General features: G+C 59.8%; 11 protein-coding genes and 1 pseudogene. 4 read left to right on the plus strand and 8 right to left on the minus strand.

Annotated elements, in window-relative coordinates; genetic code table 11:
* Positions 1 to 21 precede the first annotated feature (21 nt).
* Positions 22 to 633, minus strand: coding sequence for a phosphatase PAP2 family protein (locus ACYU7Z_RS13600; RefSeq protein ID WP_460571346.1), 612 nt, complete (start codon positions 631 to 633; stop codon positions 22 to 24).
* A gap of 184 nt (positions 634 to 817) precedes the next feature.
* On the opposite strand from ACYU7Z_RS13600, the gene ACYU7Z_RS13605 reads away from it, so the two are divergent.
* Positions 818 to 2,791: an LTA synthase family protein gene (locus ACYU7Z_RS13605; RefSeq protein ID WP_460571348.1), complete on the plus strand. Its 1,974-nt coding sequence runs from the start codon at positions 818 to 820 to the stop codon at positions 2,789 to 2,791.
* Here ACYU7Z_RS13605 and ACYU7Z_RS13610 read toward each other — a convergent pair.
* The 7 genes and pseudogenes from ACYU7Z_RS13610 to ACYU7Z_RS13640 form a co-directional block, all read right to left on the minus strand.
* Entirely contained in the window at positions 2,788 to 2,994 is a 207-nt protein-coding gene (locus ACYU7Z_RS13610) for a hypothetical protein (protein ID WP_460571350.1), read from the minus strand. The two genes, ACYU7Z_RS13605 and ACYU7Z_RS13610, sit on opposite strands and share 4 nt — an antisense overlap.
* Entirely contained in the window at positions 2,991 to 4,436 is a 1,446-nt protein-coding gene (locus ACYU7Z_RS13615) for a hypothetical protein (protein WP_460571352.1), read from the minus strand. The genes ACYU7Z_RS13610 and ACYU7Z_RS13615 overlap by 4 nt, the downstream gene beginning before the upstream one ends.
* Positions 4,437 to 4,745: 309 nt before the next feature.
* Positions 4,746 to 5,669, minus strand: a complete 924-nt coding sequence (locus tag ACYU7Z_RS13620; RefSeq protein ID WP_460571354.1) for a PfkB family carbohydrate kinase — start codon at positions 5,667 to 5,669, stop codon at positions 4,746 to 4,748.
* A 197-nt stretch (positions 5,670 to 5,866) separates the two neighbouring features.
* Positions 5,867 to 6,652: a DUF3575 domain-containing protein gene (locus ACYU7Z_RS13625; protein ID WP_460571356.1), complete on the minus strand. Its 786-nt coding sequence runs from the start codon at positions 6,650 to 6,652 to the stop codon at positions 5,867 to 5,869.
* Between the two features lie 69 nt (positions 6,653 to 6,721).
* Entirely contained in the window at positions 6,722 to 7,573 is an 852-nt protein-coding gene (locus tag ACYU7Z_RS13630; protein ID WP_460571358.1) for a sulfurtransferase, read from the minus strand.
* Between the two features lie 69 nt (positions 7,574 to 7,642).
* Positions 7,643 to 8,187, minus strand: a pseudogene (locus ACYU7Z_RS13635) (GNAT family N-acetyltransferase).
* 279 nt (positions 8,188 to 8,466) lie between these two features.
* A complete protein-coding gene (locus ACYU7Z_RS13640; RefSeq protein WP_460571360.1) occupies positions 8,467 to 8,763 on the minus strand; it encodes a hypothetical protein in 297 nt (98 codons plus the stop codon).
* Positions 8,764 to 9,343: 580 nt separating this feature from the next.
* On the opposite strand from ACYU7Z_RS13640, the gene ACYU7Z_RS13645 reads away from it, so the two are divergent.
* The 3 genes from ACYU7Z_RS13645 to paaA all read left to right on the plus strand — a co-directional run bounded on the left by ACYU7Z_RS13645 (position 9,344) and on the right by paaA (position 13,221).
* Positions 9,344 to 10,117 carry a DUF6261 family protein gene (locus ACYU7Z_RS13645; RefSeq protein ID WP_460571362.1) on the plus strand — a complete coding sequence of 258 codons (774 nt, stop codon included), beginning with the start codon at positions 9,344 to 9,346 and terminating at the stop codon, positions 10,115 to 10,117.
* 933 nt (positions 10,118 to 11,050) lie between these two features.
* Positions 11,051 to 12,130 (plus strand): 1,2-phenylacetyl-CoA epoxidase subunit PaaE, encoded by a 1,080-nt coding sequence (gene paaE, locus ACYU7Z_RS13650; RefSeq protein ID WP_460571363.1) that lies wholly within the window; start codon positions 11,051 to 11,053, stop codon positions 12,128 to 12,130.
* 143 nt (positions 12,131 to 12,273) lie between these two features.
* Entirely contained in the window at positions 12,274 to 13,221 is a 948-nt protein-coding gene (gene paaA, locus ACYU7Z_RS13655; protein ID WP_460571365.1) for a 1,2-phenylacetyl-CoA epoxidase subunit PaaA, read from the plus strand.
* Positions 13,222 to 13,298: the final 77 nt, after the last annotated feature.

The following is a 13,298-nucleotide window of genomic DNA, read 5'->3' on the forward strand; positions in this document are numbered from 1 at the left end:
GCTGCTTACACGGATGCCACTTTAACGGGAACTTTGCGGCGTCAGTGCGTCTCCGCGCAGCAGGCTCTCGCGATCAACGGGACCGGTATGCCGGGCAAACAGGCGGTACATGCCCCAGCCCGTGGCGATGCCGACAAGTGCGCCCGCGCAAACGTCGAACGGAAAGTGCACGCCCACATATATTTGCGCGTAGCCGATGATGCCGGCCCAGGCAAAGCCGGCAGCCGCCCAGCGGCCCACGATGGGACGCAGCAGGAAGTAGAGAAACGTAGCGATGCCGAAGTGGTTCGCCGCATGTGAGGAGGTGAACGAGGAGGAGATGGGGCAGTAGTTGACGATGAAGTGCAGTTGCGAGGCCATCTCGGGGTCGCTGCAGGGACGCGTGCGGAACACGAGGTTCTTGATGATGGTGCTGCTGAAGGTGTCGGTGAGCGCCGCGGTGCAGGCCGCATACAGTATGATCCATCCGCGGCGGCGCAGGTTGATCACGACAAAGAGAAACAGGAAGATGTACAGCGGAAGCCAGGTGAGCGAGTTGCGCACAAAAGGCAGCACGGCGTCGAGAAAGCTGTTGTGCCAGCGGCCGTTGAGCAGGCGGAAAAGCGACTTGTCCAGTTGCAGCAGCGCATTCATCGGGGCCGAAGATAGAGCAGATTCGGCGGCTTCGCCGCGGAGAGAAAGAACGCAGATTTTTTATGATTTTTAAGACAGACGCAGATGAATGCTTTGGATGCCGCGCCATTCATTCACGATTGACGATTCACGATTCACGAACACCGAGATTCGGGCAGCAGCCCATTGAAAACCTGATTTCCCCATGAGACTTCCCCGTTCGATACAATGGTCCTTTCTGATCGGTGCCCTGTTCCTGGCCCTGTTCACGTTGTTCCGGTTCTTTTTTTACTGGGCCTTCAAGCCGATCGGCGAGGTCTTTCCCGCGGGCGCATTCTGGATGGGCTTCAAGTTCGACGCGCGCGTGGCGGTGATTCTCAGCGCGCTTGTGCTGCTGCTCACGGCCATACCAGCCCTGCGCCCCTGGCGCCAGCGCGGCGCGCAGCGCTTCTGGGTTCCGCTGCTCGTGATTGTCCTGTTCCTCGTGCTGTTTCTTTACATCGTCGACTACTATCACTACGACTACCTGCAGCAGCGACTCAACGGCGCCTCGCTGAGCCTGCTGAAAGAAACGGGCACGTCGGCGCAGATGGTCTGGGAAACCTACCCGGTGCTCCGCGTGCTGCTCGCCATCGCGGTTCTGCTCGTTTTGTCGACGCTGTTCTTCCGCCGCCTTGTGCGCTATATAGCCGCCGTACCGAAGCCCGTGCTGCGCCATCGCTGGGTGTACTATTGCAGCTTCCTCCTGTTGCTGCTCGCCGGCGGCTGGGGCAGCCTCAGCCAGTTTGCGCTGCGCTGGAGCGATGTGTTCTCGTTCTCCAACTCCTTCGAAGGACAGTTGGCGCTCAACCCCTTTCAAAGTCTCGTCAGCACGCTGAAATTCCGCAAGTCATCTTACGACGCCAAAAAGGTGGCCGAGCAGTACGACCGCATGGCGCCGTACTTTGGCGTTACAGACATCGATAAAAAGAACCTGGGCTTCCAGCGCGTCATCGGGCCCGCACCGGGCTATACGGTTCCCAAAGGCGTCAACGTCGTGCTCGTGATCTGCGAGAGCTTCAGCGCCTATAAAAGCAGCATGTGGGGCAACCCGCTCAATGCCACGCCCTATTTCAAAAGCCTGTGCGACAGCGGCGTGTTCTTCCGCAACTGCTTCACCAATTCGTACAGCACCGCCCGCGGTGTATGGGCCGTGCTCACCGGTCTGCCCGACGTGGAGCGCAACGGCTCCTCGAGCCGCAACATCGCCACCGTCGACCAGCATATTTTGATGAGCGATTTCAGCGGCTACAGCAAGTACTACTTTATCGGCGGCAGCGCCAGCTGGGCCAACATCCGCGGCCTTCTCAACAACAACATCCGCGACCTGCACCTCGTGGAGCAGGAGCAGCTTGCCGGGAAGCAGGTGGACGTGTGGGGTATCTCCGACAAGAACCTGCTGCTGCAGGCCACGGCGCGCCTGACGAAAGAAACGAAGCCGTTCTTCGCCATCATCCAGACGGCCGATAACCACCGGCCCTATACGATCCCGGAAGAAGACCGCGCGGAATTTAAAGTGCTCGACCTGCCCGAGGCGGAGCTCCGCAGGAACGGCTTCAGCTCCAACGGCGAGTACAATGCGTTTCGCTATACCGACTTCTGCTACCAGAAATTCATAGAGTCTGCCCGCAGGCAGCCCTGGTTCGACAACACGCTCTTCGTGTTCGTGGGCGATCACGGTGTGACCGGCGAGGTGGGCGCGCTGATGCCCGCCGCGTGGACCAGCGAGCAGCTCGAAAACTACCACGTGCCCCTGCTTTTTTACGGTCCGAAGTTCCTGCGTCCCGAAGACCGCGTTACCCTCAGCTCGCAGATCGACATCATGCCCAGCATCGCTTCGCTGGCCTCGGTGCCCGCGCGCTACGGAGCACTTGGAAAAAATCTCTTCGACAGCGCCGGGACGAACCCGCAGCGCTGGAACAGCAGCTTCGTGTTCTCGCCCAACGACGGCACCATCGGCTACTTCGAAGGCGACTACCTGTACCGTCGCGAGATCGATGGGAAGATGCGGCGCCTGCTTACGTTCTCAGGCGCCCCGCTGCCGCAGCCGCACGATTCGCTGCAGCGGCACATGGACGACTTCGTGGAAGGCTGGTGGGAAACAAACCGCTACCTTCTTTACCACAACCGGTCGCATTAGCGGGACTGGTGCGCTGCCGCCGCCGCATTGCCAACTACAGGCTGGCGCTGCGCTTCAACAATATCGCTGTCCGCGTTCAGGATCGCCGGGTCGACGGTCGAAACGGCGGTTGGTACGGTGCCTGCGCTGCTCCTTTGCCGTTCCTCGCTGCAGGAAACGACCAGCAGGAAGCTGCATACAAAGAGGATCGGCCGGAAGGTCATAGCTGTGTGTTCGTAGTGAGGGCACCGCGCTGGGCGAGTGCTGCATTGGCTTTCCGGTTGAGCGGCTGTAGTCGCTGCCGCGCCTCCCGGAGCGACATTGTTGCGAAGGTCAGGCCGCGTACGTCACCCTCCCCAACCCGAAGGGCACGCTGGGCAAGCTCGTAGCAATTGCCTTCCTTCCGCATCGCGATCACGGTTACCGCCTCCCCCTTCGGCACATTGTTGAATACATAGCCGCTGTCGGTTCGTGTGCCGCACATCAGGCTGTTGATCGATCCGAAGAGCAGCCGTACTTCTACGGATGGATCGGCCAGCTGCACATAAAGGTTTTCCTTTTCGCGCGGATCGTTGAGAAAACGGTCGCAGTTGATCCAGCCGAGCATGGGCGCACGGAATGTATAGTAGCCCGCTCCTCCTTTCCGATAGACCGAATCGACAAGCAGGTCGCTCCGCTCTATGTCGAAGTTGCGCGCGTTGCGCCTGTCGGCGGGCCAGCGAAAGGTGAGCTGCTGCCGGAAGGAGACGGCTGCCGGCTTGCCGTCGGCCCAGCCCAGCGCCACGCTGTCGCGGCTGCGCAGCACCGAGTCGAGCAGGCTGATAAAGCCCGGCGACATCGGGTTTTTTACCTGCACCCGAGCGGGCTTGCCGGTTTCATCGATGCTGAACGATATGGTTGCGTCCCACCAGGTAAGGGTGCCTTCCACATCCTGCGGCCACTGCAGGCCCGCGCGGAGCAGCTGCTGCAGGGAGTCCAGGGCGGCGGGCCGCACAAAAGGCATGCGGTAATAGCGGACGCTGCCCTCAGCCCCTTCGAGCAGCGGCTCCCAGTCGATGCCTTCGGCGAGCGGCCGCCCTTGAAACAGTTGCATGTCGGGCTTCTTCTCGGTATAGGGCATATCGAGTCCATAGAGCATCCCGTCGCGAAGCCGCAGCTGTTGCCCCTTGTAGCGCGCGTCGACATACAGCATGCCACCGGTCTCCAGAAGCCGGCTGCCGGCCTGCGTGCTTAGGCCGGCCAGCACGATATCGGCAGGCTCGTAGAACTCCTGTACCGACACCGTTACGGGGCCTGTGGGAATACTGCCGTTTGGCAGTTCAAAAGCGAAAGGAGGAAAGCTCAGTTTGGTGCCTTGCCGGCTTTGCACGTACCCGGCATAGCGCGGGTCCAGCTCGGCCTCGGTGTAGTTGTCGAGTACCGGGCTGAGTGCGGCCAGAGGAAGCGCCACCCCCATTATTGCCGGACGTAGTGGGGGGTGGGCGGCTGCCTGGTTTTCCGTAGGGATAACATTCTCCGGGCAGGTGCCGGTTGCGGCCTGCGTGCTGCGGGCCTCCACCGGGAACCCGGGCCGCGGGATGACCGGTTGTTGCGGTTGACGCATGACGATGAAGACCAGGGCGGCTGCCAGCACGAGCGGCATCGCCAGGAACAAAGCGCGTTTCATGGTAGGAGGGTTTGTTGGTTTACGGTAACGACCCGTGCAGGGCAGCGGCTGCCGCCCGTAGAACTACGGGAAAGATGGGATGCATAGGTGCGCAACGGCAGCAGGCCGGATGACGTCGGTAAAGGCTCGGCACCGGTTGCCTGCGCAGGCGTTCTCCAAAAACAAAAACCGGTACCGGGAAATAGAAACGGCTACCGGTAAACGTTATTGCAGGCCGGCCGCATTTTGGTTTTCCTTAACAATAAAAAAGGGTCGCCAGAAAGCGACCCTTTACAAATAGGCTAATAAACTGATTACCGATCAACGCGATCAGACCAGCTCGATATCGAAGTTTACGAGCTCCTGGAACTGGCGGATGCGGGCCTCGATGTCTTCTTTCTTCAGCTCGCGGAGGCGCTCGGTACCGAACTTCTCCACGCAGAACGAGGCCATGGCCGAGCCGACAATGATGGCGGTCTTCATGTTCTCGTAGGAGATATCCTTGGTGCGGGCGATATGGCCGATAAAGCCGCCGGCAAAGGTGTCGCCGGCGCCGGTGGGGTCAAACACGTCTTCGAGCGGCAGTGCCGGGGCGAAGAACACGTTGTCGCCGTGAAAGAGGAGCGCGCCGTGCTCGCCTTTCTTGATGATAAGGTACTTGGGACCCATGGTGAGGATCTTGCGCGCAGCCTTCACCAGCGAGAACTCGTGGCTCAGCTCGCGGGCTTCGGAGTCGTTCACCAGCAGCACATCCACTTCCTTGAGTACCTCGAGGAGGTCGGCGTGGGCGGTTTCCATCCAGAAGTTCATCGTGTCCATCACGATGAGGCGGGGGCGTTGCTTCATTTGCTTGATCACGGCATGCTGCACGGCCGGCACGAGGTTGCCGAGCATCAGGAACTCGCTGCCCTGGTACGATTCGGGCACTACGGGCTCGAAGTTGGCCAGCACGTTGAGCTGGGTATCCAGCGTGTCGCGCGTGTTCATATCCATATGGTAGCGGCCGCTCCAGAAGAAGGTCTTTTCATTTTCTTTTACCTGCACACCCTGGAGGATGACACCGCGGTTCTCGAGGGCCTGCAGTTCTTCCTTGGGGAAGTCATAGCCGACTACGGAGAGCTGCTTGATGGGGCGGCAGAAATTGGAGGCGCTCCAGGCGATATAGGTGGCGGCACCGCCGATGATGCGGTCGCTCTTGCCAAAAGGGGTTTCAATAGCGTCGAAGGCCATGGAGCCTACTACCATTAACGACATAAAAAAGGTCTGTTTGATGAAGATGGCAGGAATGGGGCCATCGCCCGACCGAATAGAGGGGCGTGCAAACCTACGCCAATACGGGGAATCGGCAATCGGGAATCGGCAATCGGCCATAAAAAACACCAGGGTTTCTGCCCTGGTGTTTTCGATTCCCTACCGCTCCGGCCCGATATTCCGGGACGGCCAGGGGATTGCTAGAAGTGAACGCCTACCGAAAGGCCAAAGCGGAGTCCGGGCAAAAAGCCGTTGTATTTGGCATTGACGCGGCGCTGGTCGCGGTATACGTTGATCTCGGTCTTGTCGCCCACGATCGGGATGTCTTTGAGGGCGTCCTCGATCTCGCGGCGGGCGTCCTGCTCCTGGATGAACGTCCAGGGAATGTTGGAGTTGATATCCTTGAAGTCGCCCTCGAACCTGGATATGTTCGCCTCGGGGCCGAGGATGAAGAGGTCGAAAACCACCACGCGCGCGATCATGAACTGCACACCCAGCTGCGCGCCGACGCCCGCGCCCGAGTAGTTGACGGTGGTCTGGTACAACTCGGGGTCGGTAACGCTTTTGTTGTCGTACAAGCCGTTTGCCTTCAGGTTGACGTATTTCAGGTAGGGCTCGAAGTAGAAGCCGGTCATCGGCTTTTTGCCGAGGTACATCCGGTAGCCGCCCATCACCGAGAAGGTCTTGGTATGGAGGTCGATCTTTTCATCGCTGGTATTACGTGTCCAGGTGCGCTCCACGGGGATGCCCACACCGAAGGTGATGCTCTTCTTGCGTTTGAGGCTGTACTCGCCGCTGAGGCCGATCTTGCCGAAGGCCAGGCTTTCGGGATTCCACTTAACGGCCCAGGACTTTGTGTCGCCGCTGTTTGTTTTGATCTTGGTTTTTTCCTTGCTGTCGCCGCTGCTGCCGGTTCCGGAGAGCTGTGCCCCGGCGCTGAGCGTGAGGAATACGGGCGCCAGGAGGAGCGCTGCTGCTTTGTTCATGTACGTCGATTTACAGGTGAGGATGAAGGCTGTAAAAATAGGGGGCGACGCGAATTGGCAAAACAATGTTTACAACCCGGTTGCCAGGGGCTTGTCGTTTCGCGACCATTCGCTCCAGGAGCCCACATAGAGTTTCGGGATCGCTAATCCTGCATACGCGATTGCAAGCAGCGTATGGCAGGCCGTTACGCCCGATCCGCAATGAACGATGATGTTTTCCGCGCTTCGCTCCGCGAAAGCCTTTTCGTATTTCTCCTTTAATTCCGGTGCCGGCAGGAAGTGGTCATTGGCGTCCAGGTTTTCCGAAAAAGGAATATTGACGGCCCCGGGGATATGCCCTGCGATCAGGTCGATCGGCTCGGTTTTCGCGTTGTACCGGTCGCTGTCGCGAACATCGATGACCAGATGGTTGCTGTTCCTGGCTACGGCTTCCACTTCCGACATATCGGCCAGCGGGAGCTTCCAGTTTTCAATGGGGTAGGGGCCAACAGGTTCGGCTTTTTCCATTTCGCCGCTTACCGGGAAGCCCGCTTTTTCGGCCGCCCTGAACCCGCCATTGAGCACCTGCACTTTTTCGTGCCCCGCGGCCCGGAGCATCCACCAAAAACGGGCAGCCGCGTTCGACCCGTTTTTGTCGTCGTAGATCACGACGTGGCTTTCTTTCGAAATACCCAGCGCAGACAGTGTTTTTGAAAATTGCTCCAGCGTCGGCAACGGGTGCCGTCCACCCTGCGCCGCATCGCTTTTGATATCGGCCAGCTGCTCGTTCAGGTCAACAAACAGCGCTCCTTTCAAATGCCGCTGCTGGTAGGCCGCTTTTGCATTGGGTCCGTTCGTGGCATCGACAAGGATGATATGCTCTTTGCCGTATAATTCCAGAAGCTCTTTTGCTTGTATCAGCGGCGAAATCTCTTGCCTCATTGTGGTGATGGTTATTCTTTTTTGCGGTTCAACGTTCGCTGAATTCATGCGCGGGGCCGGCGGCCGGGGCTATGAATGGTTAGCTGGCTTGTCCAGGTGATAATGAAGTACGTCTGCGTCGGAAGTGCCGTCGGTATTGTCCGGGCCACGAAACGAAAACGTCTCCAGCAGCTTTTGTGAACGCTTATTCTCCCGGTGAAAGAAAGCATCGATCTTTTGAACGTTCAGTGTATGGAAGGCGTAATTGATAACTTTCTCCAGCGCCTCCCGCATGATTCCCTTGCCCTGGAAACCCGGCAACAGCTCGTAGCCAATCTCGCAGCCCGCAGAATCGTCTGAAAAGCCGTAAAGGCAAATGTCCCGATCAGGGAGTTTTGCTCTTTTACGGTAATCGCCCAATACAAGGAGGCGTTGTTTTCCATGTTCTCATTCACCCTGTCGATAAAGATCCTTGCATCGTCAAGGCTGCCGGCCATTTGCCGGTCGAGATATTTATTGACCTCCCGGTCGGAACGCAGGCTGAAGATCTGCCGGGCGTCCTGAATGGACAGGCGACGGAGGGTAAGTCGTTCCGTTGTGAGGATGGGCAAAGCGGTGAAGTTTCGGGTGGGCATTTGTGGTAACCGGTTGTGTCAAATATCGGTCTTCCCCGTTTGGCCTCCAACGAAGGGGCCAGGCGACGGCCGGTCAAGGTGGAGCGTACGGCATCCTTTTGCATGTAATAATACTCACCCCAGAATTCATATAGCCGGATCCTGCCCTTGGCTGCCGGGAAAATCCAAATGCCGGGTGCAGCCAGGATGCAGGATGCAGCCAACGCTCAGAGCTGTTCGCAGGCCGACCTTACTTGAAGATACGCACTTAGGCAAGCCGCGCCAGTGCAACAGTCGTTATTATGCACCGCCGTCACCGCGACGCCGTTGCCGCTTCCAAAGAAGGTATACGGAATACACACCGAACAGCACGCCCAACACAATCGCAGCAGGACCGCTGAAGACGCTCGGTCTTCCTGCGCCCGCGCCACGGCCAGAAGGTAAGTTGCCCAGGATAAGCTCGTGTCTTATGGTATACACGACACCAACAAGAACGATGATAAGGGCACAAAAAATAACTCCATAAAGCGGGGCAGGGCGGAGGTGCTCAACTTCATCCTTTGGCAATTGCGGGCTTTGATCATCTGGAACGTTCATCAAATTAGTTTTTCATTTGCCTGCTGCGAAGGCGCACAGAACGACCAGGGTTTTACGCTGTCGCCGGGAATGAAGTTAGCAAGTATCCTGCCTGCTCCGAGACCCTGTTGTGCCTGTACTTAAAGATCGACGACTCTCCGCAGCCAATCCGGGTAACAGGCAAACATCCTTTGCCTGCCACGCCTTCCGCTCGCCCCCTTCTAACCGGCCGAACGCGAAGCAGGCGCACGTTGCCTGATGGCCGAAACGAAACCGGCCTTTTCGCCGCCCGGGAAGCAGCCCGCCAACCAGCGGAGGCTTCTGCAAGCACCGGAATACGGTTCGCCAAATGGAATCCGGCCTCCGCGCAACGGAAATGCGGGCTGCCAAACGGAAAAGGGCATTCGCGGAGTGAGACCGGGTCCCGCCAAATGGAAAAGGGGGTTTGCACCTGTCGAAGAGGCGCCCGCCAATCGGAAAACTGGCTTCGTCCAGCCGCGGAGGGCAGTTTCCATTTGGCGGGAAGCTTCGCGAAAAAAAAGGCCCTTGGTTTTCTTTTTTTCCGGAAAAGAGTAAATTAGGATAACCAAAACCCTCTGTTATGTTGCAAACCCTCTATTTTGAACGGCTCCCGCAAGCCGAAGCCATCCGTTACCTGGAACAATTGATCCGCGTGATCCGCGCGGCCGGCAACCTTTCCGGGGCGCTCAGCGAAACCCTCGGCGATTTGGAAGCGCGCCTGCAGGAAGCGGCGCTGGCTTTCCGCCAGGCAACCGGCTCCTCGCAAACGGCCTCCCTGCAGCGTCTTGAGGCAGAACGCGACAGCCTTGTGATCGGCGTCGGCAAGGTCTGCGACGGCTTTCAGAATGATCCCGACCCGGCCTGCGCGGCCGCCGGCCGGAAGCTGCACGCCAACCTGTCTTTATATGGCGGGGCGCGGGCGATCAGCAAGCTCACCGTCAAGGCCGAAACCACGAGCATCAACTCGTTCCTACGCGACTGGCGCGACAAGCCGGAGCTTGCCGCCGCCGTGGCTAGCCTCGGCCTGCAGCGCTGGGTCGACCGCCTGCAAACGGTCAACAGCGAATACGATACGCTGTCCGTGGCCCGCGGCCAGGAACGCGCCGCCCAGTCGCTGGCGGTCGATTATACCGTAAAAGACAAGCTCACCGAGGCGCGGCCGCTTTACGACGAAGTGGCCACCCTCCTCAACGCCGGGGAGGTCAGCAGCCGCCGCCAGCAGCAGGACCGCGCCCCCTGGCTCAATGCGATCGCAGCGGCCAACGCGATCACCGAGGAATTCGCCGCCCTCCTTGCCAGCCGGCAAACGCAGGCCCAGGCCCGCGCCGCGGCAACGGCGAATCCCCAGGCCTGACCGCTTGCCATGTTCTTACAAACCAACGGCGCCGCGCGAGCGGCGCCGTTGGCGTACTGGCCCTCCCATCTGGGACAGGCAATCAATCGTGGGGGCCTTGGCCCCCGGAGCCTGCACGGCGCCCCTTCGGGGCGCTGCTTTCGCTAGTTGCGCCATTTTCCCCGGGCCATCGCCCCGCCGGGGCTCGACCCGGGGCCACTGGCACGGCGCCCCGAAGGGGCGCAGCTTTCGCTAGTTGCGCTCTTTTCCCCGGGCCATCGCCCCGCCGGGCTCGACCCGGGGCCACTGGCACGGCGCCCCGAAGGGGCGCAGCTTTCGCTAGTTGCGCTCTTTTCCCCGGGCCATCGCCCCGCCGGGCTCGACCCGGGGCCACTGGCACGGCGCCCCGAAGGGGCGCAGCTTTCCGCACAACGCCGACCGCGGGTTGCCAGCCGGGCTACAGATTTACCGTCCCGCCGGGATGGAACGTTGCCGGTAAACCAGCGTTTGCTCCGTGCCCCGGAGCTCCTGCGGCGCTGCGTTGCGGGAATTGTGCGTAACGCAGCCCGGATCCCACGCGGGCAGCTTCCCGGGGCCGGGATAACGCGTGCGGGCACATCCTCCGCATTATCCCATATGGGCCTTTGCCTGCCATGGCTTCATCCGGGAATGGGGCCCCTTGAAAAACCCGGATTGTCCCAACGACATTTCAGGATGCGGGGGCTGCCTATTGCCTGGAACTATACGCGCAGCTACCAGCGGCCACCTGCGCCCACCCGTGATGCTCAATCGCCCCAAACTTCGCTCCATCCAACCTTCAGAACCCTCAGAACCCTCAGAACCCCCAGAACCTTAAAAACCATCAGAACCTTAAGAACCTTAAGAACCCCCAGAACCTTCAAAACCTTCAAAACCTCCAAAACCTTCCCGGAAGGTTATCTTTGCGCCCTTGCTATGATCCATTTCCATCCCCTGACCGTGAAGAAAGTGCAGCGCGAGACCGACGACTGTGTTTCCATCACGTTTGACGTGCCGGCCGAATTGCAGGAAACCTTCCGCTTCCGCGCCGGCCAGAACCTCACCATCCGCACCGTGCACAATGGCGAAGAGCTGCGCCGCAACTACTCGCTGTGCAGCTCGCCCCTCGACGGGGAGCTGCGCGTGGCCGTGAAGAAAGTTGAGGGCGGCCTCTTTTCCACCTGGGCCAACGAGTCGCTGAAGGCCGGCGACGTGCTCGAAGTGCTGCCGCCCACGGGCACCTTCACCGTCGACATCAACAGCACGCAGCAACAGCACTACGTGTTCTTTGCCGCCGGCTCGGGAATCACGCCCGTGCTCTCGCTGCTCAAGACGATCCTCGCTACCGAGCCCCGCAGCCGCTGCACGCTCGTGTTCGGCAACCGCAGCAAGGGCTCGATCATTTTCAAGGAGGAGCTCGAGGGCCTCAAGGACCGGTACATCGACCGCTTTCGCCTGTACCATGTGCTGAGTCGCGAACAGAGCGACGCGCCCCTCAACAACGGCCGCATCGACCGCGACAAGTGCGCCCTCCTGTTCGACAAGGTGATCGACCTTGCCTCCTGCGACCACTTCTTCGTGTGCGGCCCCGAGGAGATGATCTTCTGCGTCCGCGACTTCCTCCAGGAGCGGAGCGTGGCGCCGAAGAAGATCCACTTCGAGCTGTTTACCGTGCCGGGGCAGAAGAAGTCCAATGTCGAAACGGAGAAGGCCGCCGTGTCCGACTCCGGACCGCGGAGCCAGGTGCAGGTCAAGCTCGATGGCATCGCCTTCGACTTCGACCTTGCCTACGACGGCCACAGCGTGCTCGACGCAGCCCTGAAGCAGGGCGCCGACCTGCCTTATGCCTGCAAGGGAGGCGTCTGCTGCACCTGCAAGGCCAAACTGCTGGAAGGCGAAGTGGTTATGGACGAAAACTGGGGTCTTGAACCAGACGAGGTCGCCGCGGGTTATATCCTCACCTGCCAGTCGCACCCGAGGACGGAGCGGATCGTTGTTGACTTTGACGCGAAATAAAACAGTTTGGAGTTTGTAGTTTGAAGTTGGCTTGCGCACGAGAAGGACGCTGGTAAGAACCCCAAACCCCAAACTCCAAACAGACCCTTAAAACCCCGCCCCGCCGCCTTTTAAAACGTAAATTTGTATATAACTCTTTCGATATGAGCGTAGCCGAATTAGAGAAGATCTTCCAGGATAAAGTCGACGCCGAAGTGCGCATCGAGCCGAAAGACTGGATGCCGGAGAAGTACCGGCAGAATTTGATCCGCCAGATCTCGCAGCACGCGCACAGCGAGATCGTGGGCATGCTGCCCGAGGGCAACTGGATCTCCCGCGCCCCCTCGCTGAAGCGCAAGCTGATCCTCATCGCCAAGGTGCAGGACGAGGCCGGCCACGGGCTCTACCTGTACAGCGCCGCCGAAACCCTCGGCATCTCGCGCGACGAGATGACGGAGCAGCTCCTCAGCGGCAAGGCCAAGTACTCCTCCATCTTCAACTACCCCACGCTCAACTGGGCCGATATGGGCGCCATCGGCTGGCTCGTCGACGGCGCGGCCATCATGAACCAGGTGCCGCTATGCCGCACCTCCTACGGCCCCTACAGCCGCGCCATGATCCGCGTGTGCAAGGAGGAAAGCTTTCACCAGCGCCAGGGATTCGAAAGCCTGCTGGTGCTGAGCAAGGGCACACCCGAGCAGCGCGCGATGGTGCAGGACGCTATCGACCGCTGGTGGTGGCCTTCGCTGATGATGTTCGGTCCCACCGACGATGCCTCGCCGCACTCGCAGCAGTCGATGAAGTGGAAGATCAAGCGCTTCTCCAACGACGAGCTGCGCCAGCGCTTCGTAGACATGATCGCCGAGCAGGTAAAGCTGCTGGGCATGACGCTCCCCGACCCCGATCTCAAGTGGAACGACGAGCGCAAGCATTACGACTTCGGTCCCATCAACTGGGAGGAATTCTGGAACGTGGTGAGCGGCAATGGTCCCTGCAACAAGCAGCGCCTCGAAGCCCGCCAGAAGGCCTGGGATGAAGGCGCCTGGGTACGTGAGGCCGCTGTGGCGCATGCCGAAAAGCGCAAAACGCGTAAAGAGATGCAGGCTGCGTGATGCGGCGAAGGCAAAAGGCAAAATTCAAAAACGCTTTTGCCGCCGCTTTTTACCGCGTACGGATTTTGACTTTTGAT

The sequence above is a fragment of the Flaviaestuariibacter terrae genome, assembly GCF_054777635.1.

Coding starts and splice junctions, on each gene's coding strand:
- ACYU7Z_RS13630 (WP_460571358.1), bottom strand. CDS start 7,573: ATGAGGCAAGAGATTTCGCCGCTGATACAAGCAAAAGAGCTTCTGGAA.
- ACYU7Z_RS13620 (WP_460571354.1), bottom strand. CDS start 5,669: ATGTCGTTAATGGTAGTAGGCTCCATGGCCTTCGACGCTATTGAAACC.
- ACYU7Z_RS13640 (WP_460571360.1), bottom strand. CDS start 8,763: ATGAACGTTCCAGATGATCAAAGCCCGCAATTGCCAAAGGATGAAGTT.
- ACYU7Z_RS13600 (WP_460571346.1), bottom strand. CDS start 633: ATGAATGCGCTGCTGCAACTGGACAAGTCGCTTTTCCGCCTGCTCAAC.
- paaA (WP_460571365.1), top strand. CDS start 12,274: ATGAGCGTAGCCGAATTAGAGAAGATCTTCCAGGATAAAGTCGACGCC.
- ACYU7Z_RS13610 (WP_460571350.1), bottom strand. CDS start 2,994: ATGACCTTCCGGCCGATCCTCTTTGTATGCAGCTTCCTGCTGGTCGTT.
- paaE (WP_460571363.1), top strand. CDS start 11,051: ATGATCCATTTCCATCCCCTGACCGTGAAGAAAGTGCAGCGCGAGACC.
- ACYU7Z_RS13615 (WP_460571352.1), bottom strand. CDS start 4,436: ATGAAACGCGCTTTGTTCCTGGCGATGCCGCTCGTGCTGGCAGCCGCC.
- ACYU7Z_RS13605 (WP_460571348.1), top strand. CDS start 818: ATGAGACTTCCCCGTTCGATACAATGGTCCTTTCTGATCGGTGCCCTG.
- ACYU7Z_RS13625 (WP_460571356.1), bottom strand. CDS start 6,652: ATGAACAAAGCAGCAGCGCTCCTCCTGGCGCCCGTATTCCTCACGCTC.
- ACYU7Z_RS13645 (WP_460571362.1), top strand. CDS start 9,344: ATGTTGCAAACCCTCTATTTTGAACGGCTCCCGCAAGCCGAAGCCATC.